The 24,137-nt window shown below is 45.0% G+C and carries 23 protein-coding genes; 2 read left to right on the plus strand and 21 right to left on the minus strand.

Annotated elements, in window-relative coordinates:
• Positions 1 to 11: 11 nt before the first annotated feature.
• The 7 genes from KNP88_RS05845 to KNP88_RS05875 all read right to left on the minus strand — a co-directional run bounded on the left by KNP88_RS05845 (position 12) and on the right by KNP88_RS05875 (position 5,889).
• The gene (locus tag KNP88_RS05845; protein WP_214803665.1) at positions 12 to 758 is read right to left on the minus strand and encodes a DUF4422 domain-containing protein; all 747 of its coding nucleotides are present in this window, start codon (positions 756 to 758) and stop codon (positions 12 to 14) included.
• Between the two features lie 4 nt (positions 759 to 762).
• Positions 763 to 1,887 (minus strand): UDP-galactopyranose mutase, encoded by a 1,125-nt coding sequence (gene glf / locus KNP88_RS05850; RefSeq protein ID WP_214892784.1) that lies wholly within the window; start codon positions 1,885 to 1,887, stop codon positions 763 to 765.
• 2 nt (positions 1,888 to 1,889) lie between these two features.
• Positions 1,890 to 2,558, minus strand: coding sequence for a sugar transferase (locus tag KNP88_RS05855; protein ID WP_483297875.1), 669 nt, complete (start codon positions 2,556 to 2,558; stop codon positions 1,890 to 1,892).
• A 57-nt stretch (positions 2,559 to 2,615) separates the two neighbouring features.
• On the minus strand, positions 2,616 to 3,503 hold the full coding sequence (gene galU / locus KNP88_RS05860; RefSeq protein ID WP_214766968.1) for a UTP--glucose-1-phosphate uridylyltransferase GalU: 888 nt from the start codon (positions 3,501 to 3,503) through the stop codon (positions 2,616 to 2,618).
• Positions 3,504 to 3,693: 190 nt separating this feature from the next.
• Positions 3,694 to 4,458, minus strand: a complete 765-nt coding sequence (locus KNP88_RS05865; protein ID WP_214892786.1) for a tyrosine-protein phosphatase — start codon at positions 4,456 to 4,458, stop codon at positions 3,694 to 3,696.
• 11 nt (positions 4,459 to 4,469) lie between these two features.
• Positions 4,470 to 5,165, minus strand: coding sequence for a CpsD/CapB family tyrosine-protein kinase (locus KNP88_RS05870; RefSeq protein WP_214892789.1), 696 nt, complete (start codon positions 5,163 to 5,165; stop codon positions 4,470 to 4,472).
• On the minus strand, positions 5,158 to 5,889 hold the full coding sequence (locus KNP88_RS05875) for a YveK family protein (protein WP_214892792.1): 732 nt from the start codon (positions 5,887 to 5,889) through the stop codon (positions 5,158 to 5,160). Before KNP88_RS05875 ends, KNP88_RS05870 begins: the two co-directional genes overlap by 8 nt.
• A gap of 197 nt (positions 5,890 to 6,086) precedes the next feature.
• Here KNP88_RS05875 and KNP88_RS05880 point away from each other — a divergent pair, with 197 nt between their 5' ends.
• Positions 6,087 to 7,247, plus strand: a complete 1,161-nt coding sequence (locus KNP88_RS05880; RefSeq protein ID WP_214892795.1) for a hypothetical protein — start codon at positions 6,087 to 6,089, stop codon at positions 7,245 to 7,247.
• A 43-nt stretch (positions 7,248 to 7,290) separates the two neighbouring features.
• Here KNP88_RS05880 and KNP88_RS05885 read toward each other — a convergent pair whose 3' ends face one another.
• The 8 genes from KNP88_RS05885 to KNP88_RS05915 form a co-directional block, all read right to left on the minus strand.
• Entirely contained in the window at positions 7,291 to 8,217 is a 927-nt protein-coding gene (locus KNP88_RS05885; RefSeq protein ID WP_214892798.1) for an LCP family glycopolymer transferase, read from the minus strand.
• A gap of 171 nt (positions 8,218 to 8,388) precedes the next feature.
• Positions 8,389 to 9,078 (minus strand): hypothetical protein, encoded by a 690-nt coding sequence (locus KNP88_RS05890; protein WP_214892801.1) that lies wholly within the window; start codon positions 9,076 to 9,078, stop codon positions 8,389 to 8,391.
• Positions 9,079 to 9,109: 31 nt separating this feature from the next.
• Positions 9,110 to 9,427, minus strand: a complete 318-nt coding sequence (locus KNP88_RS15625; RefSeq protein WP_251137137.1) for a S8 family serine peptidase — start codon at positions 9,425 to 9,427, stop codon at positions 9,110 to 9,112.
• A complete protein-coding gene (locus KNP88_RS05895) occupies positions 9,405 to 10,667 on the minus strand; it encodes a S8 family serine peptidase (RefSeq protein WP_251137138.1) in 1,263 nt (420 codons plus the stop codon). Before KNP88_RS05895 ends, KNP88_RS15625 begins: the two co-directional genes overlap by 23 nt.
• Before the next feature lie 171 nt (positions 10,668 to 10,838).
• Positions 10,839 to 13,520, minus strand: a complete 2,682-nt coding sequence (locus KNP88_RS05900) for a glycoside hydrolase family 70 protein (protein WP_214892803.1) — start codon at positions 13,518 to 13,520, stop codon at positions 10,839 to 10,841.
• A 210-nt stretch (positions 13,521 to 13,730) separates the two neighbouring features.
• A complete protein-coding gene (locus tag KNP88_RS05905; RefSeq protein ID WP_214892805.1) occupies positions 13,731 to 17,030 on the minus strand; it encodes a hypothetical protein in 3,300 nt (1,099 codons plus the stop codon).
• A 589-nt stretch (positions 17,031 to 17,619) separates the two neighbouring features.
• Entirely contained in the window at positions 17,620 to 18,030 is a 411-nt protein-coding gene (locus tag KNP88_RS05910) for a hypothetical protein (RefSeq protein WP_251137139.1), read from the minus strand.
• A gap of 59 nt (positions 18,031 to 18,089) precedes the next feature.
• Positions 18,090 to 19,334, minus strand: coding sequence for a UDP-glucose dehydrogenase family protein (locus tag KNP88_RS05915; RefSeq protein WP_214892808.1), 1,245 nt, complete (start codon positions 19,332 to 19,334; stop codon positions 18,090 to 18,092).
• A 110-nt stretch (positions 19,335 to 19,444) separates the two neighbouring features.
• Here KNP88_RS05915 and KNP88_RS05920 point away from each other — a divergent pair, with 110 nt between their 5' ends.
• Positions 19,445 to 19,696, plus strand: a complete 252-nt coding sequence (locus KNP88_RS05920; protein ID WP_251132663.1) for a hypothetical protein — start codon at positions 19,445 to 19,447, stop codon at positions 19,694 to 19,696.
• Between the two features lie 96 nt (positions 19,697 to 19,792).
• On the opposite strand, the gene KNP88_RS05925 is transcribed toward KNP88_RS05920, so the two are convergent.
• The 6 genes from KNP88_RS05925 to KNP88_RS05950 form a co-directional block, all read right to left on the minus strand.
• Positions 19,793 to 20,236, minus strand: coding sequence for a helix-turn-helix domain-containing protein (locus KNP88_RS05925; protein ID WP_088837940.1), 444 nt, complete (start codon positions 20,234 to 20,236; stop codon positions 19,793 to 19,795).
• 117 nt (positions 20,237 to 20,353) lie between these two features.
• Positions 20,354 to 21,808, minus strand: a complete 1,455-nt coding sequence (locus KNP88_RS05930; protein ID WP_214892814.1) for an SdrD B-like domain-containing protein — start codon at positions 21,806 to 21,808, stop codon at positions 20,354 to 20,356.
• Positions 21,809 to 21,968: 160 nt separating this feature from the next.
• Positions 21,969 to 22,295 (minus strand): four-helix bundle copper-binding protein, encoded by a 327-nt coding sequence (locus tag KNP88_RS05935; RefSeq protein WP_088837942.1) that lies wholly within the window; start codon positions 22,293 to 22,295, stop codon positions 21,969 to 21,971.
• Between the two features lie 131 nt (positions 22,296 to 22,426).
• Positions 22,427 to 22,849 carry a hypothetical protein gene (locus KNP88_RS05940; RefSeq protein WP_088837943.1) on the minus strand — a complete coding sequence of 141 codons (423 nt, stop codon included), beginning with the start codon at positions 22,847 to 22,849 and terminating at the stop codon, positions 22,427 to 22,429.
• A 7-nt stretch (positions 22,850 to 22,856) separates the two neighbouring features.
• Positions 22,857 to 23,279, minus strand: coding sequence for a 3-hydroxyacyl-ACP dehydratase FabZ (fabZ, locus tag KNP88_RS05945; protein WP_012371522.1), 423 nt, complete (start codon positions 23,277 to 23,279; stop codon positions 22,857 to 22,859).
• Positions 23,280 to 23,305: 26 nt separating this feature from the next.
• Positions 23,306 to 23,605, minus strand: coding sequence for a DNA-directed RNA polymerase subunit beta (locus KNP88_RS05950; RefSeq protein WP_214766939.1), 300 nt, complete (start codon positions 23,603 to 23,605; stop codon positions 23,306 to 23,308).
• Between the last annotated feature and the right edge of the window lie 532 nt (positions 23,606 to 24,137).

The raw sequence follows: 24,137 nt of genomic DNA on the forward strand, positions 1-24,137 counted from the left end.
AAAATTCCCTTTTATTTTACTTTAGTAGTTTTATATTTTCTCAATACTAAGTTAAATCCTTTTTTAATTTTGTTTTCTTTTTCAAGGTTAATTACTTTTTTTTCAATAATGTTGATTGTTTCAGACTTTTTCATAAGCCATACATTAAATAATCTTTCTGCTAAAAAACCGATTACTCTTTTTTGATACGAGTCATAATTTTTAGTATCTATTTTAAATTCTAGTTTTTCTAGTATAGGAAATAGCCATTCACAGTATTCATTTAATATGTCTTTTTTGCAAATAACCATATTATATAGATGCAACTCTCTTTGTTTCATTAAGTTATCAAAATATACTCGATCTTCACTTTCCAAAACTTCTCTCAGTAAAATTAAATCTTTTTTAAAATGTGCATTAGAATAATGACTTTCAACTGTTTCTATATAATAATTTCTTTTTTTAGCTACAATTATATCAGCTTTGTTTAAAAAAGAATTAATTTCTGACTCACTCAAAATATTTCCTTTTTTATTAACGAAAAGTCTTCTATAGTGCACTAAACCAACTATGTCCGCATCACTATTTTTCCAAAGCCAATATAGAGCAGTAAGTTCGCAATATTTACTGTTTTTTTCAGAAATATTGTAGTTGGTATCATCACCAAGATACCCAAAATCTTTTTGACTATTCTTTTTACCCACATGAATGGGCATATATATACTATCATTTGGCATTTGATATTGTTTATGAGTAGCTACATAAATTTCTGTTTTCATAATTTTATTCTTCAAACTCCTTGTTTACTTTAGTCAGAGCTGCTGCAATTACTTGATGCATATCATAATATTTGTATTCCGCTAATCTCCCACCGAAAATAACAGCTTTTTCTTGATCTGCAAGCTCTTTATACTTTCGATACAGTTCATTGTTTTTGTCATTATTGATTGGATAATACGGCTCGTCACCTTTACTCCATGATGCCGGATATTCTTTAGTAATTACGGTGTTTTCTTGATCACCATACTCAAAGTGTTTATGCTCAATAATTCTCGTATACGGAATTTCTCGTTCTGTATAGTTTACAACAGCATTTCCTTGGTAGTTTGAAACACTTAATTTTTCGTGTTCAAATTTCAAACTACGATAATCTAAAATACCGTATTCGTATTCATAATATTCATCAATCATTCCAGTAAATACAATTTTTTCAGCAATATTATCGTAATGTTCACGATTAGAGAAATAATTTACATTTAACTCTACTTCTATATCTAATAACATTTTTTCAATAATTTGTGTATAACCACCTATAGGAATTCCTTGATATTTATCATTGAAGTAATTGTTATCGTAAGTAAATCTAACAGGTAATCGATTAATAATAAATGATGGTAAGTCTTTCGCGTCTCTACCCCATTGTTTTTCTGTGTACCCTTTAATTAGTTTTTCATAAATATCTTTTCCCACTAAGGAAATGGCTTGTTCCTCTAAATTACTTGGTTTTTCAATTTTTGAATTTTTTCTCTCTTGTTCTATTTTTGATTTTGCTTGTTCTGGAGTAGTTACGCCCCACATTTTATTAAACGTATTCATATTGAAAGGTAAATTGTACAGTTCATTTTTATATATTGCTACTGGAGCATTAGTATATCTATTGAACTCCGCAAACTGATTAATATAGTCCCATACATTTTTAGAATTTGTATGGAAAATGTGAGCGCCATACTTATGTACATTTATCCCTTCAATACTTTCTGTATACATATTTCCTGCAATATGATTTCTCTTGTCAATCACAAGGCTTTTTTTTCCTCTTTTTTTAGCTTCATATGCAAATATAGATCCAAATATACCTGCACCGACAATTAAGTAATCATATTTTTTTGTGTGTACTTCTTTACTCATTTTTAATATGCTCCTTCTTTTAACAAAATACTTTTTACTGTTTTGAAAATAATCAATATATCCATCTTTATAGACTTATTTTTAATGTAAAATAACTCCATTGCTTTTCTTTCTGGATAACCAACATTGCTTCTTCCGTTAGCTTGCCAATAACCAGTAATACCAGGTTTTACAGACAAGAATAACGAACTATCTTTCCCATATTCTTTAAATAATTCTTCATCGACAATGGGTCTTGGTCCTACAATTGACATTTCACCCTTAAGAACATTAAAGAATTGTGGAATTTCATCGATACTATATTTACGCAAAAACCTTCCCATATTTGTCATTCTAGGATCTTCTTCTGGATCAAGTTTATAATTATTCATAAGATACTTTTCATATAACTTTGTATTACTTTTCAACCTTTGCTCTGCGTCAGAGACCATTGAACGAAACTTAAACATTTTAAATCTTTTGCTGTTCAAACCGAATCTACTTTGTGAAAAAAATACTTTTCCTTTTGGATCACTTACTTTTAGTAATAAATATATTAACAGAATAGCAATTCCTAAAAATACTATGGCTAAAAGGGAAAATATAATATCAAAAATCCTCTTAGATAATACATAAGATAAGTTATCTTTATTAGTGAATAAGTCATTACCAATGTGTTGTTCATTTTCTATGTCAGTAATTAAAGTTACGCTAGTCTCATCAACTTGATTCAATTATGAACCCTCCTATTACTTGGTCTCTACAGTTTGTTTTTGTAATAACTCTTCCATAATCAACTTAACATCTTCTCCCAAATCTTTTCTAGCTAATGCAAACTCTAAAGTCGTCCGAATAAACCCTAATTTTTCTCCAACGTCGTAACGTTTTCCATCAAATTCATAAGCAAACACACGCTGCATCTCATTGAGGCGCGTAATTGCGTCCGTCAATTGAATTTCGCCACCTGATCCGACTTCTTGTGTTTCGAGGTATTTAAAGATTTCTGGTGTCAATAAGTACCGTCCTAAGATCGCCAAATTTGATGGTGCCGTCCCAGGTGCAGGTTTTTCGACAAACGATTTTACTTTATGTAGTTGCGCTGAGATACTTGTGCTTGGATCAACGATGCCGTAGCGATGCGTATCTTTATCGGCAACTGGTTGCACACCAATAATCGAGCTGTTCGTGATTTCATATTGTTCAATCAGCTGACGTGTACATGGAACGTCTGCTTGGACGATGTCATCCCCGAGCATCACGACGAATGGCTCATTTCCAATGAATGCTTTTGCTTGAAGAATCGCATCACCTAGTCCTTTCGGTTTAGATTGACGAATGAAATGGATGTTGATGTTTGTTGTTTCTTCGACAAGATACAATAATTCCGATTTATTTTTTGAAATCAAGTTTGCTTCGAGTTCTGGTACTGAATCAAAGTGATCTTCAATCGCACGTTTTCCTTTTCCAGTGATGATTAAGATATCTTCAATCCCCGATTCAATCGCTTCTTCAATTATGTATTGAATAGTCGGCTTATCGACGATTGGTAACATTTCTTTCGGCATCGCTTTCGTTGCCGGTAAAAAACGTGTCCCAAGTCCTGCTGCTGGAATTACTGCTTTTTTTACTCTTTTCATTAAATTCACTCCTAAGGTCTATTTTCATATTTCCATAATATAATTATTATTCCATTCTTTATGTAAATTACGATAACACATCAACATGCTTAATTTCCATAAAGTTTTCCATATTTTCATATTGTAAGCGGTAACATAGAAAAAAGAGAGTGCGATTTCACTCTCTTTACTAACTCTTACAAATATCACCTTAAACCCATTGCCCTTTCCAGTTCTTTTCGACTGGACTCGGTGGATTGATTGTCACAAGCTGATTTAATAAGACAGCTTCATTGTTTTCGTACACTTCATCGTACAACCAGTCTTCCAGTTCTTGCGCCAAATACTTTCGGCACTGCTCCCAGTAGAACGGACGTTTCTCGATATGATGTGCGTCTGACGCTACAAGGTGAGCTAAGCCGTTTTCAAGTAAGGCAACAGCAAACCGTTGAACGTCTTTTCCGTACTTACCGATTAAGCTCGCACATGTCACTTGACTGATTGCCCCGTTCGAAATCAACTCGAACAACAATTGGGGATTCTGAATGATCGCTTTATTTTTTTCCGGATGGGCGATGATCGGAATATAGCCGTCGGAAATCAATTCGGCGAAGACTTGCCGCGCATAAGACGGAATCCCGCTTGACGGAAACTCAATCAGTAAATAACGTGAATCTGCGAGTGGTAACGCTTTTCCATCCTTGATTTCTTCAATCAACTCTCCCGTCAAACGAATCTCGTGTCCCGGATAGACTGTCAATGGAATATCGCGTTGTTTGAGTAAGACGTTTAACTCGGCAACCGTTAAGCGAACATCGACGTCTTCCGTTTCGAACTGCGGGTGATAGAGATGTGGTGTCGCGATGATTTGCGATACCCCTTCCGCAACGGCTTGTTCTGCGAGTTGTAATGTATGTTCGACACTCGCCGGACCATCATCAACGAGTGGTAAGAGATGACAATGCAAATCAACCATGATTGAACCCCTCACTCATAAGAATAGTAGTATTGGTATGCGGAATCATCCGTCAGTTCACGACGGTTTAAGACGACACCGAGAATTTTCGCTTCTGCCAGTTCGAGTTGTTCCTTTGCCTTTAAGACACGTTGGCGATCGGAAGTCGTACAACCGACGACTAACACAACACCATCTGTTAATTTCGATGTAATCCGGCTATCCGCGACTTGGAGTAATGGCGGTGCATCCAAAATGATCACGTCATACGCTTCACGGAGTTGTAACATCAAGTTTTCCATCGACCGCGATGACAAGAGTTCTGCCGGGTTTGGCGGAATTGGACCTGCTGTTAAAATCGATAAGTTATCGACTTTCGTTGGCAAGACTGCTTTTTCAAGTTCTGCTTGTCGTGTCAAGAGACTCGATAAACCAAGACCGTTCGCGACTTTAAACGTATAGTGAACCGTCGGGCGACGCATGTCGGTATCAATGATTAAGACCTTTTTTCCTTGCTGGGCATAGGCAACAGCGAGGTTCGATGACGTCGTCGATTTCCCTTCACTTTGGGTCGCCGAGGTAATGAGGATGACTTGAATCTCTTTATCAACAGCCATGAACTCAATATTCGTCCGAATCGTCCGGTATTGCTCAGCAATCGGTGACTTCGGCTGCGTGACCGTAATTAAGTTCCGTGCGTCTTTATTCATTTTACTTTTCTTAGCCATATTGTTTTGCCGCCTCTCGTTTTGCTGCCTTTGCTGACGATTTAAAGACTTTACTGTCGATATCCGGGATACTGCCTAAGACCGGTAGATCAAGAATTTGTTGGACTTGATCCTCTGTCCGAATCCGGCGGTCGAGGACTTCACGTAAGAACGCAAGACCGACTCCGAGTAAGAATCCGACAACAGCTGCAATCGCCGTGTTCAAGATAATATTCGGACTGACCGGTGACGTTGGAATACCTGAAACCGACAAAACTTTGACGTTATCGACGTTCATCAGTTCAGTGATGTCGTCACTGAAAACGTTCGCGACTGAATTGGCAACGTTTGACGCCAGGGCTGCATCTGTACTTTGGACCGAGACGTTGATGACCTGTGAATTTTGTTCACTTTCGACGGTGATCATGTTATTAAGTTCGCTGATACTTGTTGGGGCATTATCGACTTCTGCCTGTACTTTTTCTAAGATTGCTGGACTCTTGATGATGACACGGTATGTATTGACGAGCGTGACCGATGACTGGACTTGTGACGCATCGATGACGTTGTTCTCTTGTTTTTTCGGTGTGACAAGGATTTGTGTATCTGCCTGATAGGTCGGTTTAATCAAGAAGCTACTGACGGCAAATGCAATGACCGCTGCGACGATTGTCAGAGCGAGAATCCGCCAAAGCGACTTCCGTAAAACTGAAAATAACTCTTGTAAGCTAATCGTTTCATTCATGGGTTAATTATTCTCCTTTATTTGTCTAATGCAGTGACTTTTTTATCAACTAGGAATCAGTATAACAAAAAATTGGGAAATGGTTACTATTATTTTAGGAAATAACATACGTTTATTGAAAAAGTTTGCGTATAATAGAGAATGACATGTTTCTTTTTACATGAATTACTGGCAATCTACATAGGAGGAATTTCTTTATGCACCGCTCTCTGCAAGCACTCCAATACTATACATCGCACTCCGAGGACGACATCATTCGTCTCCATGAACGAATCCGTTCGAGTCTCGCTTCGACCGAGTCATTGACAGACACGATGATTCGTCTGACAGGAGACGCACCACTTATTCCTTTTAAGCAGGACACAGTCACAGTCGACGAATGGCAAAACTTTTTAGCCGGCAAACATCATGAAAGTCTGGCGGATTTTTATGGCATGCTCGTCGCACGTTCGATTCTTACTGAAGATGGTCCCCTTGAGCATGACGAGCCGGAAACACCTGCGACGTTATCACGGTCACAACGTGACGACAACAGTCCGCGCCGTCAAAAAACGAAACAGATTGCTCCACCACGTCCAAAACGGAAACTGCCGTGGGGCTGGATTGCTTTATTGATTCTTTGTTTCTTACTTGGTGCTGCCGGAACGTATGTCTACTCAAACTATCTCGCAAGTCCGACATCGTCTGCACCGGACGCGACAGTCGAACAACCGGTCGCCGTCGAAGAATCAACAACAGACGATAAAAAAGCAGACGAAAAGCCAGAAGATAAACCGGAAGCAAACATCCTTTATGTTAATACACGCAACAGTAACATCTACCGCGATGAAGCCTTGACGGACGTTTTATACGAAGCTGACTTCGGGGATGGCTACCGAATCCTTGAAGCGTCCGACTCGATCAGTAAAGTTGAACTGACTAACGAATTGACAGGCTATATCAAAAATGCTGATACGACAAAAGAGCTGTCAGATGATGCCATTGCAGATGAAACGTTACTGACATGGGTCAACGATAATCTCGATACGAGCTTCGTTACCGAGACGCTCATTGACCTTATCGGCAAATCAAGCGCAGAGTTGAATAGCCTTTACGCAGCGCCTGACCGAACATTCAGTGACGACGTCAATGATTATCTTTTCTATGGAAATCATTTCTTTACGTTACAAAATGATCGTGTCATCGCCATCGACTGGTCTGAAGCCGATGTGACAAATGACAAGTTAGCGACACTTGCCCCGCTCCAGCTTGAATCAGACACTTCTGCAGTCGTTACAAGTAACTCCTACCGACTGCAACGCTTTGCAAAAGATGGCACTGACTTCAGTCGTGTCCGCCTTGCTGAACAAAATCTCTAAGCAAATAAAAAGAGTGAGCCACAAACGGCTCACTCTTTTTGATTCACTCTAGTCCTAACGAATAACGTAATGCTGTTTTTGTTTGTTCAAGCGAATCGTCCGTCGGATGCCAATAATAAATACCATCCGCTTCTTTTCCACCCGTTCCTTCAAGCTTCAAGTTTTCCTGATTTTTAAAGGCATCCATGTAGTCGAAGGCGAGTGTCCGCATCGGTTTGAATGAGACATTCGTCTGCGCATTGTCCCCGACGACATCCATGATTGCATTGAATTTACTGATTGAGACATCGGAGGATAACTTATCAATCACTTGTTCAATGACCTGACGTTGACGCATTTGACGACCGAAGTCACCCCGTGGGTCATCATAGCGCATCCGTGTGTATTTCAATGCCGATTCTCCATCTAAATTAATTTTTCCAACAGCAAATTTTTCACCCTCATAATCAAAATCAATATCATTGACTACCGTAACTCCACCAACGGCATCGACGAGCGACGTAAAGCCTTGCATGTTGATTTCCGCGTAGTAGTTAATCGGAATATCGAGGAAGTTCTCGACCGTCTTGATTGCCATCTCCGGTCCACCGAACGAATAGGCATGGTTGATTTTATCGTTCGTTCCTTTACCGATGATGTCGACTTTCGTATCGCGAGGGATACTAATTAATCGACTTTCATTTCGGGTTGGGTTCAGTGTCATGACCATGATCGAGTCACTGCGACCACGTTCGCCTGGACGTTGGTCGACCCCGAGCAATAGAACCGAAACCGGTTTTTGTTTTTCGACGACGGCGTCGCCTGTGTTTTTGACCGGTGACTGAATTTTCTTGACGGTCTGATCGACCTGGTAATATGTATAGCCGATGAATCCGCCGATTCCGACGACGAGGACCAAGGCAATCAACAGCATGACCTTCAGCGGCGTCCACCGCTTTTTGACTTTACGTTTCTTTTTGACGCGTTCCACTCTGTCATTTCTCCTTTTTGTCTTGCATATTATGTCGTACTTATAAGTTCTCATTTATATCGGTCGAACAAAAGAACTCTTACAGTCGAGTATACAAAAAATAACTCCCTTTTTGTCAAAAACGGAAAAAAATGAAAAAAAGAGCCTGGTTTACAGACTCTTTTTTCTTCGTTACAGTGATTCCTGCCAAGAGACGACATATGTTTTTTTCTTTGCATTGTAATCAAGCATGACGAGTTTATTCGTTTTCGTTGCTGTCGGGAAGACGTACGTTTTTGACTTCCCTTGAATTCCAAGACCTAACTCCAGCTCCTGCTTGCTTTGAACCGATGTCATGTCAGTCGTAACGTGTCCCATCCATTCTCCGAGTCCTTTTCCTGAAAGAATCGCATCTAGTTGTTGTTCCGTCATTCCCGTTTTGATTTTTGCACCCTTCGCAAGCTTCATCTTACTTTCGCGGACACCTGTCGTCGTGTCACGGAACATGTTAACGCCTTTCACCGTCAGCCGGTAGACTGAATCATTTTTCTTCGTCATGAAGATCAGTGACGTGACCGGTTGCGCTAAAAGGGACTTTTTATTATAAAACGAGTAGCTTGTCATTTTTTGTCCTTGTGACGTGCTCGTCGCCTCTGCCTTTTGTTTCAAGACGGTCGAACTGCCCTTTTTCGTCAATTGTTTTTTGTAGTCTTTTCCGTAAATGACTTTTGCCGCTTGGGCAATCGTCATCCCTGGTGTCAATGCATTGTACTGTGTCGTCACCTTCGTTTCCGTTGTTGTTGCCGCTTCGGCTGTTCCGGCAATCAGTGTCGAACCGGCGATCAGTGTTGCGAGTGTCAGTTTAGCAAATGTTGTTTTCATGAATCTGTCCCACTTTCTGTTTAAGTTGTTTTCATTTGATGTAGCGTACGGCTTTATCGGCGTCAAGTCGCCCGTATCCGTACGCCTTGTCATAACCGGTCTTCCCGAGGTCCTGGGCTGATTTTTTTAGAATCGACTCGACTTCTGTCGCTTTGAGCGTCGGTTTCAGGCTGTAGAGGAGACTTGCGACACCGGCGACATGCGGTGCTGCCATCGAGGTCCCGCTCCAAAAGGCCGATTCGCCGTCACTGAGATAACTCGGAATGTCTTGTCCCGGTGCGACGAGGTCAAGTCCGTCGCCATAATTCGAGAATTTCGACCGACGATCAAACCGATTCGTCGAACCCATACTTCGACCGTGCCGGATATGACAGGCGGCTCGTCCCGTCATTCCCCGTCGCGACGACGACGAGGACACCTTGTTTCTTCGCGTAGGCGAGAGCATCTTCAATCGCGAGTGACGAGAAACCACCACCGAGACTCATATTGATGACCTTGGCTTTTTTCTTGACGGCATAGATGATACCTTTCGCGATGTTCGAGTTCGACCCCGTATTGTTCGACGCGATGACTTTAATCGGAATGATCGATGCCTTGGCGTTGATGCCCGACATCCCATACGTATTGTTGCTGTTCGCTGCAATGATTGCTGCGACATGCGTGCCGTGACCATGGTCGTCGATGGCAAGCTGCCGTTTATGGACAAAGTCATAACCGAGATCCATCCGGACCCGCCCTGCGAAATCGGCATATGTCGGATTGATACCCGTATCGATGACCGCGACGCGCGTCGTCGTTTGTTTTTTCCCGGCAATCCGTCGTTTCATCGCCTCAAAGTTGATGTCGGCTCCCTTGACGCCGCCGCGTTGCCCAGTATTGTTCAGCGACCACTGGTATTTCTTGAACGGATCCACTCCGAGTCCCTGCATCTGTCCGTCAAGTTCGACGTAGGTGACGTCCGCTGACTTCGCAAGTTTCGCCTTCGCAGCAAGCGCTTGATAGACGGACGAATACGTGAACTTCTCCATCTTTAGTCCTGCATCAATCGTCTCACTGGCGATTGCCTTCGTATTGCGCGACAACTGCGCATGGTCACTATCCGCCGTGCGCATCTTGACGATCAAGCTCGTCGATTGTCCCGTCGCTTTTTTCTTCGCGACGACATCACGCATCGGTTGTAAGCGTTCGAGTTTGAACGGGACCGTGAACGACGTATTTTTGCGTCCATTGATTTCGACGTATTGTCGTCCTTTCCAACTTAGCGGGAAGAATAACGATTCACCGCTCACTGCGTCATAGCGTTCATAAACCAGTTGCTTCAAGTAATCACTTTGCGTTTCGTAGACCGTGACGTCTTCTGTATCGTCCGCTGCGAATTTAATATGTGTTCCTTCATTAACATAGTTCGCTGAGTCGAAATAAAACAACGCTTTTCCGTTTTGGTCGAACGTTCCTTTCAAGTACCCTTTATGCGTTTTCGCACCCGGCGTCGGCATTTTTTTCGCGCCCGTGCCCGCCGCTTCTGTATGTACCGGTAGTCCACTTGCAAGCAGTCCGACAATCGTAAGACCGAGTAACCATTTTTGCATCTCTTCACTCCTTCATTTAGGATCTCCTTCACGTATAATTATAATGGAAAATTTTATAAAATCTATTTATTTTTCTAGCTTATTCTCGCTTTTATTTACATCCATTTGAATATCATTTTTAAATGACTTCATAATAAAAGTCCACCACTCGTAAAAGTGATGGACCATGACTTACTTGACTGTGACCGTGAACGTTTTGACGACTTGGTAGTTACCTGCCGTCGTGTAGGTGACACGGATTGTCGTCTTGCCTGTTTTAATCGCCCGGACATTCCCGCGTGAAGAAACTTGCGAGACTTTTTTATTCGCTGACGTGTATTGAACAGATTTTATTTGATCTGTCGCCGACGCCATCAGGATGCGTGTCGTCTGGTTTTTCTTTAATGTTGCTTTCGTCGCTTTAAGCGTGACGCTGTTTGCTTTCGTTTCGATTGGCAGTGTCGTCGTCAGGATGAAGCCGTCCGTCAACGTGACGTTTGCCGTGACCGTCGTCTTGCCCGTTGCTTTTCCTGTCAGACGTCCTTTGCTGTCGACTGTTGCTTTTGACGTATCGGCTACTTGATAGCTAGTCGATGCGACAGGTGTTGATGTATTTTTAAGCGTCGTCTTCAAGTTAACAGCCTTTCCTTGATAGACATCCGTTTTTGCGATTGTCGCACTCGGTGCCGTTTCCGTTTGTGGAACGAAGACTCCGACGTATCCGTCGACTTCTGCCGTCTTGATGCCTTTGACCGGAACCGTCAAGATACCATTTTTATCTGTGACGAGTTTCGTCTTGCTGACGCCACTTGCATCAACGAAGACTTGGTTCGCGTGGACTTTCCCCATGTCGACGTTGACCGTCGTGTTGAGGGTCGATTTTTTCCCGATGATCGTCGCGACACCGGTATTGCGGTCTTTTCCGAGACGGACGCTCGAGATGAGGTGCTTCCCGGCATATTTCGATGTGTTCGCCGTATGGTACGCGACTTTTTGTGCGCCGTAAGCATACTGTTTACGGACCTTCAACAAGTTCGTGATTTCATCATAGTACGGCGTCTTCTTCGTCATGTACGAAGCATCCGTCTGATACAGGTCACCGTAATAGACCGTCGGCACCGTATCTTTATTCGTTAAGAGATACGCATATTGGGCCACGACGTTGTTGACCGAATATTTTTTCGTTGGGCTGGCAAGCTCCGCATTGTAGATCGCAAGCGCTTGTTGCTCTGTTTCTTTGTCATACATTTTCTCGAACGACTTCGGTTCTTCACCCTTCGCATACTGAACCCCTGTTTTGATGCCGTACAGGTCGAGCATGATTTGGTTGACCCGGTTTTTCTCTTGGTCATGGTTATTGACGAACGACCAGTTCGCTTGTGCGTTTTTCGTTCCGTCCCCTTCACGGTTGACGGTCGATACTTTCGCAAGATCACTCAACCAACGTGTTGATGTCGCTTTTCCGAGGGCATTCCGAAGTGTGAAGTATAAATCTGCATCCATGACGAGCTGTTCATTGTTGTTCGCTTTCATGTAGGCGTTTTGCGCCTCTTTGTAGCTTTCGATGTAGCTGAGGTGCTCATTTGCACCAAAGTGGGCTTTCGCTACTTCTGCCTCTGCCTTCAAGATTGCCGTATCGTAGTGCGACGCGGCATCAATCCGGAATCCGTCAAATTTATACGTTTCGAGCATCCACTTCATCCAGTTCTTTTGTTCCTTGATGACTTCCGGGTTCGAGTTCGCGAGGTCGACACCGAGCAAGAACTCATCGTTGTTTTCGATTGTTTTATTGTACGGCTGGAGGGGATTACCGGACGCGTCGACGAACAAGAATTGGTCTTCGATGTCGATGCCCGAGTTATCGTTTTGGTACGACCGTTCCTCTGTCCCGTATCCGTACGTCGCCTGCGTCTTCATGTAGTCTTCCGTCAGCTTGGCAATTGTTCCGTTATCCTTCGAACTCAAGATTGCTTCTTTTGTCGCAAAACCATGTTCCTTCATATAGTCGAGGTAACCAGGATCTTTCGCGTATTGCGACAACATCGGTTTCCAGTTTTCCGGTGAGACTTCATACCAGCCGTCCGCTGCGAGATACGTATCGATGACGTTCAGGTTTTGCGTTTTCGCTGCCTCAAGCAACCACTCCGGAAGATAGTTTTTCGCATCGTCTTTACCGAAGTAACGGTACGGTTTTCCGTCCTTGTCGGTCATGACACGACCCGTCCCCTGCCCTTGGAGTGATGTCCCGTTCAGATAAGATTTGTTCCATTCTTTGATGTAACCATATTTCGCTTGTCCCATCCCGCCACCTTTTGTATAGGCGAGGTACGGTGTCGCGAGCGTTTTTGTCGTCTCTCCACCTGTATACGGATTCGTAAACGGCTCGCCCGAGGTGTTGGCACGACGGACATACACCGCTTCCCGCTGATTCAGTCCGAGCATTTGGTTCGGGACGAGGTCCATCTGTACTTTGATGTTGTCGTCATGCAGCATGTCGACCATCATTTCGAGTTGACTTGCTTTTCCATATTTCGTTGCGACCGCGCCGTTCGGTCCTTGCGGGAATTCGCCGAAGTCATACCGATCGGAAATCGCATAGCCTTCCATGTAACGTGCCATGTCGAATGAGCGATAGGCTGGCGGCATCCAGACATCGGTCACGCCCCATGAGTTCAACAACTCGCCTTTTTTCGCGAGCGTCCGGTACATGTTGCTGTCATACGGTTGGTACAGACTGAAGCTTTGGAAAATGACATGATTGTCGAGTTTTTCGCCTGATGTATAGGCCTCTACTTGTTGCGGTACAAGACCAAGTCCACTCGTCGCGACGACCGTCGCGAGTAAACCGGCTGAAACTTTCGTTGTTTTGTTCATCTGATGGATTCCTCTTTCTTTAACTGTATGTATTTTGTTTATTTTTTACTTAAATTCCTAATTCCATAAAATAACTTACCACCTTAATCAAATTAAACATAGCTTCATTTTCGTAAAAAAAGTCAATAGATTGTCCAAAATGCAATCGATTGCATGAAACAATCAAAAAGAACCCTCAATCCATTTCTGAATTGAGGGTTCTTGTCGTGATTAGTTTAATCCGAGAAGAACTGCTTTCTCGTAACCACCAGTCAAGACAGAGTTGTCATACGACTGAAGATCTTTGTTGACTGTGATAACGTTCGACAATGTTTTGATCGTCCCTGCTGGAACTTTGATTTTCACGATGTCGAGTCCGTTTGATACGTTGTTATCCGAGTCAGCAAGCGAGATGCTCGTGCCGACCGGAAGGGCTTTTCCATTGAAGATGTATTGCGCCGTGCTCGTCGCATCATACATACCTGCGTACTGGACGCCTTCAGAGAACTTAATGCGGATGACATCTTTCTCATCCTTCGCGTTCGCTGTCACTTTTTCGATTTCGAATGGTGAAGCAACCGGTGTGACAGGTGTTTTCATGAGTTTGAAGTCATGTGTCGCTGTCGCAACTGTGTTACCGACATCATCTGAAAGTGATTTGACGACGACTTTCCAGTCTTCGCCGTACCCTTTCATGTCGACGAGATACTGGAGACTCTCGTTCGCTTTAACACGGAAGTTCTTATCTGTTGTATCTGTATATCCGACAACCGAACCGTCGACTGTGACGATTTTGCCGTCTTTGTTTTTCCCGATGAATTCAACCGTCGTCTTCGGCGGGTTGACTAAGCCGTCAGCATTTTTGAGTGGTGTATCTGCTCTGTCTTTTCCAAGCAATTTCACCGGCTCACTCATCATAACGTGGAAGTCTGTTGACATCATCACACGATCGATTGCTGTGATTTCAGCACTCTTCACATCCGGTGTGTTGAGTGGCGATCCGTCATAGTTCAAGTCGAGTGCAAGGGCATCGTTTTTCTCGCCGTTCGCTTCTGCCTGGATCGCACCTTTTTCGAGCGTGATTTTGAACTTATCGTTGTAGTAGTTCTCTTTCGTATTGACTGTATCGTAGATGACTGTCCAGTCTTGTTTCATCTCGACAACCGCTTCGCCAGTCATTGCATCATATGATGTCACTTCAGCATATTCGCTGATGTCTTCGTATTTTTTAGATGTTGAGTTGTAGCGTTCGAGCTTCATTTTCGAACCATACAGAGCTTCGATGTCTGCTTTTTTCAGGTTCTTGCTGAACATGATGCGGAACTGTTCAGGCGACTCGACGACGACGCCAGCTGTCGGTTTGACTGTATCTGCTGCGACTGTGAAGTCGAGGTTTTGTGTCGTACCGATGTTCATTTCATCCGAACGCGCTGCGAAGTCCATCGTATCCCATACTTGAAGTGAATGTTTACCGGCTGCGAAGTAGCCTTCTTTCACTCCTGGGTAGTTGTCGTTCAACATGATTTTGACTGTATCGCGACGATCGACACCCATTTTGTTATCGAAGCCGTAAGGAATGACAGTGAAGTACTTACCACCATACTGGCCATCGATTTTAAAGTTCGCTGTATCGATTGCTTCAGAGAATTTCACTTCGAGTTGGTTCAAGCCAATTGCTTTGACAGACGTTACTTCAGCAGGACGTGCATCCGTCAACTTGAAGCTCGCTTTTGATTTCACTTCTGTATCCGTGTTACTCGTGATTTTCGCTACCACTTTAACAACTGCGTTGTCCTGGAGTGGTGTTTCTTTATCAAGAATCAATTCGAACGCTTTTGGATTCGAAGGAATCGCTTTGACGCCGATGACATTTTTCATACCATCGAATTGTTCGATTTGAATGTTGTCGTTCGCCATATACTCTTCTTCATGAAGCGAAGGACGGACTTTATCGAGTCCGAACGATTTGAGGAGTAACTCACGCGAGACGGCTTTATCAAGGAAGATCGTGATGCGATCTGCTTGGTTCGATTCCGCTGCGAGCATGTTGATCATTTCAATCGGAGCCGGCGTGACGGCAATCGTGCTGAACTTGACTTTCGCTTCACCAGAAATCTTACCGATGAGGTTTTTGTAGTCGCCGTTCGCTGTTTCGATGATTTCCGCGCTGATCATCGCATCGAGGTCCGTGTTGCTGAACTCAGATGTGAGGATGACCGTTGCTTTCCCGTCCTGGATCGTCACACGTTCTTTTGAAAGTGCACCGAATGACGTTGATAATTTAAGAACGATGTCGTCTGCGTTCATGTCGACTTCACCTGTCGCTTTGTTCTTGAGTAAGAACGTCACTTCCGTGTTGTCGCCACCGTTCGCAACGATTGTCGATGCTTTTGGTGAGACTTCAAGCATCCAGATGTTTTCAACACCTTGTGTCATGAAGCTCATTGAACCGAGGTCACGCGCAACGCCACCGATCATGATGTTTTTCGCATCGACCGTGTAGTCTTTATCATACTCAAGACCTGATACTTCAAGAACCGCTGATTTCTTGTCAGCACTGAGTGTCGCTGAAGTAACCGTTCCACCTGCGATTTTGAAGTTGTCGGCTGAGACACCATCAACGGCACGTGAGAAGGAGACTTCGACTTTCTCTTTGCCCATTGCTTTAGCAGATGTCAACATCGTCTTCGCGACTGTGAATTCCATTGCCGGAGACTTCATATCACCGACTTTAACGACGTAACTGTGTGTCCCTTCAGGAATACCAGATTGGGAAGCCATGAATTTACCGTCTTTGAGCATCCCTTTCGCGACGATTGGTGTCGCTGACATGTCTTTACCAGGGTAAATCATGAGTTCTGCCATCGCGTCAGCTGAAGCATACATGACGTCCGCTTTAACAGAAAGTGTCTGATCATCGACGCTTCCCATGACGTTCGAGATGTCGGCCGCTTTGACTTCATACTTGATTGATCCGGTTACGACTGAGTTTGCCCCTTTGTACGTATAGGCGATTTTATAGTTACCCGGTTTAGAAGTATCCGGTGTTTTGATGTTGAATTTACTGATTGGACGCTTGACGATGATCCCTGATTTGTAGCGGATGCTGATCGTGCTCGGAAGCACGACTTTTTCGCCGACAGCGACTGGTGCGAGTTCTGGTTCGAGGACGTCGACTGGATAGTTTTGAAGTTCGACTTTGAGGATGGCTTTTTTCGTCGTTCCGGCGACTTTACCGTAGAGGACTTGATATTTGTTGATGTATTTTTTCTCGAACTTGATCGAACCGCTCCATTTGACAGAGCGCATTTCGTATTTACCGTTTGAAAGTTTGACTTTGACTTTCGTCGGTAAGACTAATTTCTTAGTCGCATACTTCGAACCACCTGCATGCTTCATCAAGATGGGAGAGATGTATTTAACAGAGACCTTCGAAGCTGCGTCAGCAGCAACCGGTGCGACGACAGATGCCGTGACTGCGAGGGCAGCGGCAGCAGCGTACAATTTGTTCGATTTTTTCGTGTGAGCCATTTTTACGATTCCTCCTCTTATCTTTCAATACCAAATGTGACAAACCCAACTAGATAACCTACATTTTAAGTAAAATATTTCAATATATTTACTTAAAAACACGCAGTAATTCTCTATTCTTCTTTGGAGGAGTACGTTCTGTTTCACACGTCGACCTTCGCCTAACGTCGAGGCGATCGTCAGTGATTCATATGTATCCAGTTCGGGATGAACAAGAGAAAACTGTTGGAATTGCTTTATTCAAGCAATTCCCCGTGCTGTAGATCCGTGCTCCTTCTCACTGCTTAACATACGTGAGTAAGTAAGCTACAGGTCAAATATACAAAACTCAGAATCAGAGGACAATAGGTTTTATGTAAAAAAAAGGGGAATAGTAATAACCTGATAAATATATTAATAGGTTGTATATGGAAATTTAAAATCTGAACTCCCCTAAATTTGAAAACGCTTACAAAATTAAAAAACACCACTCTCCCTGGTCAAATAAATAGCGAGGGTCGCAGACGAAGATGAACCTTTAAACGTAGCCACGCTCAAGCTGATTTTCAGAGCACGAGCGTGACCCGCTTTTGTCCCAATCTCGTCCGCACTACATCCGCTTCCGGTTTCTGACGTCCATCGCCTCCAAAAAATCCGTCCGGTCGAACTGATGTCGCGAATCCGCCATGACTTCAATCCGTTCACCGACTCGTCGGAGCTGAATCGGTAAACCACGCCCGATCCAGTCCAGTTGCCGCTGCAACAAATGACGCGCCCGCTTCGTCTTTCGTTCCGCTTCGACGAACTGACGGATGTATTGCAAGACATACCCGAATCCAAACTCGATCGGAATCCGGAGCTCGACGCCGTCGTCCGTCACCCGAATCACCCCCGCGCCGTAATGAATCGCCCGCGACCACTCCTCGTCGACATGCTGCTCCCACCCGTTCATCAACGGTACGGTCTCAAGCTTTCCTTTAGGTCCACTCGGTTGCACCGTAAAATACTCAATTTTCATCATCCGTCTCCTCCACAAAAAAATAGGATGAACCCACTGATGGATTCACCCTATATAACAGGTCAGTTAGATGGATTGTTCGAAAATGTGTGGTGCGGTCGCCCGATGCCTTCATACTGGACGCCACCCGGTGCCTCGAGATGTTGCCAGCAGTTCCGTCCGTCAATCAAACGCGGCGTCTGCATGTGTTCCTGCAAGAGTTGCGGTGAGACGTACTTGATGTCATCCCATTCCGTCATGATGACAGCTACGTCCGCTCCCGCCACTGCTTCAGCCATCGTCGTTTTTTGGTCGAGCAGGGTCTTCGCTGCCGGGTCATAGCCTGTCACCTTCACCCCAAGCTGTTGCAGGCGTTCGGCCAATCGTAACGCCGGTGCATCCCGTAAATCATCCGTACCCGGTTTAAAGGCAAGTCCGAGCAGGGCGACATGCATGCCACGCTCGGGACGAATCTTTTCGAGCACGTATGCGAGCTGGGCTTCATTCGTCCGGTCCGCTGCTTCGATGACGTGAAGGTGCGTATCATGTGTGCGTGCAAGTGTCGTCAAGGCTTTGATGTCTTTCGGGAAACAGGATCCGCCGTAGCCAGCCCCTGCCCGGAGAAAGGATGGACCAATCCGTGGATCAAGACCGATCCCGTGGGCGATGTCGTCGACGTTCGCCCCGACCCGGTCGGCAAGTCGGGCGATTTCATTGATGAAGCTGATTTTGACGGCCAGGAAACTATTCGCCGCGTACTTCGTCAATTCGGCTGTCGTCGGATCGACATGAACGACCGGTGCGTCCGTCGTCTTGAGTAATTCCTCGAGTCGAGGCGCAAGTAGCGCGTCACGCGTCCCGATGACAATCCGGCTCGGTTGACGCATATCGGCGAGCGCCGTTCCTTCCCGCAAAAATTCCGGGACCATCGCGAAACGGAGGGACGGATGCTCCGTACTCAACCGTTCCGTCGTCCCCGGAGGAACGGTCGATTTCAAGACGACCGATGCGCCGGGACTAATCGATTCAATCAACCGGACGACGGCTTCGACAGCTGAAAGATCGCAACTGCCATCTGCCCGTTCCGGTGTACCGACGGCGACGAGGTAGAGGTCCGAGACCGGGTACTCCGTCGTGAAGGTCAATCGACTTTGATTTTTCTCGAGTGCCTCGTCTATCCCTTGCTCCGTAATCGGCGCGATACCGCGTCTAAGCTGTTCCATCCGTTCTTTATTTAAATCGACACATGTCACTTCATGTCCCGCGTCCGCTAGTCCAATCGCTGTCACAAGACCGACATAACCGGTCCCAATCACCGTTAGATGCATACAATCACTTCCTTCGTTAGTTTCTCTGTCTTCACTATACGGGAGGACGAAAGATTTGTGCATCGAAAAAGCTTTTCGAATACGCTATACTAGTCATGGGAATGGGAGGAATGTCCGTGGCGATTATCATCTTTTGCCTCGTCTGTCTCTTCGCATATCGTATCCGGAAGCTTCCTGAAGCGATCCGGACGATCTTACTCATCCTCGGGTTATTCAGTGGATGGTTCGCGCTGTTTGAGATCATCAGTTATCTAGAAGCCAATCCGTATCTAGCCGCGATTCCGATCACACTCGGACTCGGGTATTGGTACTGGCGCCGTAAGAAAAAACAAAAAACCATCACACCGCCATCGTCCTCATGATGGACTAGCCTGCCGACAAAGCTCACGAGCTCGTGAACTTTGTCTTTTTTTCGTCAAAAAAAGACTACCTCATGTGTAGAAGGTAGTCTTTCCTGCTTATAAACCGTTCGCTTTATGCTCGAGCGCGGCGATTTTTTCGTCAACATCCAGCAACTTCAGTTCATGTTCAAGCTCAAGGCGACGTTTTTTACGTTTGAGCTGACTGATTTGTTCAGCAATTGATTCAGCCGTCGCTTCCTGTTTTGGTGGCACCGACTCGCTTTGCGTCTGATCCATCGATTGACGGAGTGGGTCGAACAAGTTCGATTTCGCGAACTTCGCCGCTTCCGGACCAAACATGTCATTGATGATCGGGAGGATTTTATTCATCGCCGTCCCCGGGATTTGTGACTTTTCATCGACCAGTCGTTTCAGCGCCAGTTCATCGACCAAGTAACCTTTTCCGTCCTGTTCCGCATGCAGTTCGCCTGTCCGGATCCAGCGACGGACCGTCTCTTCCGATACACGTAACAGTTCACTGATTTGTTTCGTCGTTAACATCGTCATCCCTCTTTCTGTTCATTTGATACTACAACTATACACACGTGTGTGCGTGTGTGTCAACCGATACACACATGAAAAAGCCTTCCGAACATAATCGTTCAGAAGGCTTTCATTTTATCCGTTTCGGCGTAAGAGGAACCACAGTCCGACAACTGCAAGTGCGGCACCTGTCGCAGCAAACGGGAACGGTGTTTCTTCCCCTGCTTGCGGCAACGTTCCAGACAATTTAGTCGAACGGGTCACGTCCGTCGTCTGCTCCGTTTTCGCTTTGACCGGCGTCGGTTTCGCTTGTTCGACCGGTTCAGCACGGACGACTTCAGCCGCCAAGAAAAATCCGAGCGTGTCTTCCGTCATCGTAAAGGTGGCTTCGACCGGCTTTCGTTTGAACAACTTCATGAATTCCTCGAGCTCCGGGAATTCTTCGTCGAGTTCTTCACCCTGATCTTCAGCCATCGCTTTCATGTCCGCTTTCGTGATGGCACCTGAAAAATCTTCGAAGTCAAGCAACGCATCCAAATCCAAATAATGCATCGCTTTTACAAGATACCCTGATTTCACTTCTGTTTTAACCGAGTACGTCCCTGGTTCGAGTTCAATCATCATTGCTTCATTCGCACCGACTGTTTCTTTGTAGACATCTTCTCCGGTAATCGTGTCCGTCACCGTATACGTCGCAGGCACGCCCGTTTCTGTATAGCCCGGTCGTTGATTCGCATCCGCGTCAAAGAAGTTTGTGACGAGCAAGAGGTTTGAGAAGTCTTCCTCTTCCTCACCGCCATACAATCCTGCATCAATCTCTGCCGTTTGACCAGCTTTCAGCCTTAAATAAAGGTAACCGTCCTCTTCATCTAAATCCGAATCGATCAATCGGTCGTCACCGACGTTTTGAGGCGAGTTGTAGTAATACCCCATGTCGAATCCGTCCATCTCGACGTCGTACTCACCCGGCTTCAGGTTCGAGAACGTGTAGCGGCCTTCCTTCGTATACACTTCGTCGACGACATCTTCATCATGATTCAACAGCAATACAGGAATATCATCGAGTAACAACTCGCCACTTTGACGAATCCCGTCCATGTTCTCGTCATACCAGACGGTTCCACTGATTGTTCCCGTTGTTGCTTTGACAGGCTTTTCTTTTGTTGGCTCTTCTTTTGTTGGCTCTTCTGTTACTGGTTCCTCAGTCGCCGGCTCTTCCGTCGCAGGATCGACTTGTGGTTCTTCTGTTGTCGGTTCTTCTGCTGCCGGTTCTTCTGTCACGACACGTCCGAACTCGACGAGAATGTTCTTCGATTGATCGACCGCAACGATATTGATCGTCGGTGCCGTTTCAGCCGTGAACGTCACGACCGGTGTTTTCGCGATATCGATGTTTTTTCCCGTCACTTCGCCTTCGAAGACGAGCGTCGTTTCTGATTCGAGATCGACGAGTCCTTCCCCTGTAAAGGTCAGGGTGTACGGATTCGTCCCCGTTCCCGTGACATCCCAACTTACCGGTGCTGCTTGTACCGGAAGGATAACACTAAAGCTCAGTACCAGTGCAATAAGATACATGCTAAGTTTTCGCATTATGTAAGTATTCGCTCCATTCTAAAAATATGTTCTACCTAAATTTTAAACAATACAGGAAAAATAAACCACCTAAAACTTTAAATTGCATTATCTTTTTTTCAAAAAAAGAGACTTCCCCCCTCCCTTCAGGAAGAAAGCAGTCCCGTTCACTCGACTTTTAGACGAGTCGCTCGCAAGCTGTCGCGCACGCTTCACACGCTTCAGCACATTTTTGACAATGGTCATGATCATGTCCGGCACATTCTTTCGCACACGCACGACAGATCTCGATACAGGCTTTCGCGAGTACAGATACGTTCGAGCTGTTTCGAGCAATCGCTTGACTGAGCAGACCACATATATCGGCACAATCCCGATCGAGTCGGATACAGCCCGTCATGTGCGCGACGTGTTCCTCATTCAAACAGGCATCGAAGCACGCGTTGCAGGCCATGATGCAGGCATTCAATTCTGTTAAGACAGCTTGATGGTTTTCAGACATCATCCAAGTCCTCCCTATACGTATAGTAGGTACTACTCTTTTTTAGTTTCCCTAACATCTTCATCACAAACATCAAAAAAGAAGCATGCGAGAACCGGGGAATCCAAGTGGCTCTCGTATGCTTCTCATTTGGTTTAACGGACGATTTCGAGCGGAATCTCAATGCCACGCCCGGCTCCCGCATCAATAATCAACACAGGGAGTCGTTCTTCATCGAAGATGTCCTCTTCAATCGTCGTATCTGCCGTATAGGTCCGCACTTCACCCATCTTCTTCGCTTCGAACGAGACGAACGGGAACGGAATCGATTGATTGGCGACATCGAGTCGGATATCGACTTGTTGATCGTCAAGACGAATGTCATTCGCCGTTCGAATCGTCAAGCGCATCCGGTCCTTTTCCGTCAAGGAGACTTGAGCGGAAATGTTTTCCGTTTGTCCGGCACGTTTGACAGGATCAATGAAGACCGTCGGGGAAGCCGTCTTCACCACGTCAGCACGCTGACAACCCGGAATGATGAGTAAGGATATAGCAAGGGGGATCAACCAGCGTTTCATCAGCAGGTCACTTAATCGCGAAAGTTAGTTCAGCAGTACAGGCGACTTCCCCATCGACCGTAGCTGTAGCACGCCCTTTACCGATCGGTCCACGCAGTTTCGTCAATTCGACTTCCAGTCGGAGCTGATCACCGGGTACGACTTGACGTTTGAAACGGCAATTTTCAATACCTGCGAAAAATGCGAGTTTCCCTTGGTTTTGTTCCATTTTCAGTACAGCGAATGCACCGACTTGCGCTAACGCCTCGACGATCAGTACGCCAGGCATGACGTTGTAATCCGGAAAATGGCCATTGAAGAATTCTTCATTCGCCGTGACGTTCTTGATGCCGACCGCTCGTTTACCTTCTTCGACTTCAAGAATCCGGTCAACGAGTAAAAACGGGTACCGGTGCGGAATCACTTCTTTTATCTGTTCAATCGTATACATATCTACAGCTCCAATCACTGATTAATCTAAGCTTTCATCCAAAAATCGGTGATGCGGGTCCACGTATCGAGCTTCAATACATCCATCGCTTCGCCACCACCAAACGTCGCGTACCCAACCATCGCGCCTACGACGAGTGCAATCGCGACGAGAACCAATACGATCAATAGTCGTACAAGAATCGGTACTCGACGAGAAGAATACTCACGAAGACGTTTACGCTGCTTCTGCTCCGGGTTTTCTTGATGTTCCTGATTCGGCTCTTTTTGATGCCGTTTCAGACGTTCACGTGTCGGTTGACCCGTTCCTGCTTGGTTTTGTACCATCTTGATCACCTTTCATTGAGTCAGTCTAAAGAACAGTATAGCACATTAGTACCTGGTATTAAATAGTTCCGATTTAGCTACAAGTTTGCTCTTTTTCCAAGTGTAACATGAGGAATCACCGAATATATAAAAAAAGTTCGCATTGTGTATATAAGGAAAGAAAAAACACTTTCCCATATTTTTCGATATTCTTTCACAAATTTTAAATCCAGTTCATCCCCTTGTGCGTAAGCTACACAGAACGGCAAACAGAACGACTACTGAAACGCATCAAAATTACGTTTTAAGATTTCTTCAACTTTTTAAAACTTTTTTAAATCCAAATGCCTCACTCCTTCGTAGGCTCTTCAGAAGGATGAAACAGAAACTACCAAAACTACTAAAAACTGAGAGGAATGATTACAGATGAAACACACTAAAAAATTCGCAGCATCAGCAATGGCAGCAGCACTCGTATTACCAGGAACGGCGGCGTTCGCATCAGGCGGTTCAGACGACATGATGCATGAGGACAAAGCAAAAAACGTCACGG

This window comes from Exiguobacterium sp. H66 (genome assembly GCF_018618705.1).
GTDB lineage: Bacteria > Bacillota > Bacilli > Exiguobacteriales > Exiguobacteriaceae > Exiguobacterium_A > Exiguobacterium_A oxidotolerans.

Bases quoted from the DNA above. Each gene is read 5' to 3' on its own strand.
- KNP88_RS05845 (WP_214803665.1), bottom strand. From the start codon at position 758: ATGAAAACAGAAATTTATGTAGCTACTCATAAACAATATCAAATGCCA.
- KNP88_RS05905 (WP_214892805.1), bottom strand. From the start codon at position 17,030: ATGGCTCACACGAAAAAATCGAACAAATTGTACGCTGCTGCCGCTGCC.
- fabZ (WP_012371522.1), bottom strand. From the start codon at position 23,279: ATGTATACGATTGAACAGATAAAAGAAGTGATTCCGCACCGGTACCCG.
- KNP88_RS05880 (WP_214892795.1), top strand. From the start codon at position 6,087: ATGCACCGCTCTCTGCAAGCACTCCAATACTATACATCGCACTCCGAG.
- KNP88_RS05910 (WP_251137139.1), bottom strand. From the start codon at position 18,030: ATGATGAAAATTGAGTATTTTACGGTGCAACCGAGTGGACCTAAAGGA.
- KNP88_RS05920 (WP_251132663.1), top strand. From the start codon at position 19,445: ATGTCCGTGGCGATTATCATCTTTTGCCTCGTCTGTCTCTTCGCATAT.
- KNP88_RS05895 (WP_251137138.1), bottom strand. From the start codon at position 10,667: ATGCAAAAATGGTTACTCGGTCTTACGATTGTCGGACTGCTTGCAAGT.
- KNP88_RS05925 (WP_088837940.1), bottom strand. From the start codon at position 20,236: ATGTTAACGACGAAACAAATCAGTGAACTGTTACGTGTATCGGAAGAG.
- KNP88_RS05875 (WP_214892792.1), bottom strand. From the start codon at position 5,889: ATGAATGAAACGATTAGCTTACAAGAGTTATTTTCAGTTTTACGGAAG.
- KNP88_RS05940 (WP_088837943.1), bottom strand. From the start codon at position 22,849: ATGAAACGCTGGTTGATCCCCCTTGCTATATCCTTACTCATCATTCCG.
- KNP88_RS05915 (WP_214892808.1), bottom strand. From the start codon at position 19,334: ATGCATCTAACGGTGATTGGGACCGGTTATGTCGGTCTTGTGACAGCG.
- KNP88_RS05890 (WP_214892801.1), bottom strand. From the start codon at position 9,078: ATGAAAACAACATTTGCTAAACTGACACTCGCAACACTGATCGCCGGT.
- KNP88_RS15625 (WP_251137137.1), bottom strand. From the start codon at position 9,427: ATGGGTTCGACGAATCGGTTTGATCGTCGGTCGAAATTCTCGAATTAT.
- glf (WP_214892784.1), bottom strand. From the start codon at position 1,887: ATGAGTAAAGAAGTACACACAAAAAAATATGATTACTTAATTGTCGGT.
- KNP88_RS05900 (WP_214892803.1), bottom strand. From the start codon at position 13,520: ATGAACAAAACAACGAAAGTTTCAGCCGGTTTACTCGCGACGGTCGTC.
- KNP88_RS05870 (WP_214892789.1), bottom strand. From the start codon at position 5,165: ATGGCTAAGAAAAGTAAAATGAATAAAGACGCACGGAACTTAATTACG.
- KNP88_RS05865 (WP_214892786.1), bottom strand. From the start codon at position 4,458: ATGGTTGATTTGCATTGTCATCTCTTACCACTCGTTGATGATGGTCCG.
- galU (WP_214766968.1), bottom strand. From the start codon at position 3,503: ATGAAAAGAGTAAAAAAAGCAGTAATTCCAGCAGCAGGACTTGGGACA.
- KNP88_RS05930 (WP_214892814.1), bottom strand. From the start codon at position 21,808: ATGCGAAAACTTAGCATGTATCTTATTGCACTGGTACTGAGCTTTAGT.
- KNP88_RS05950 (WP_214766939.1), bottom strand. From the start codon at position 23,605: ATGGTACAAAACCAAGCAGGAACGGGTCAACCGACACGTGAACGTCTG.
- KNP88_RS05935 (WP_088837942.1), bottom strand. From the start codon at position 22,295: ATGATGTCTGAAAACCATCAAGCTGTCTTAACAGAATTGAATGCCTGC.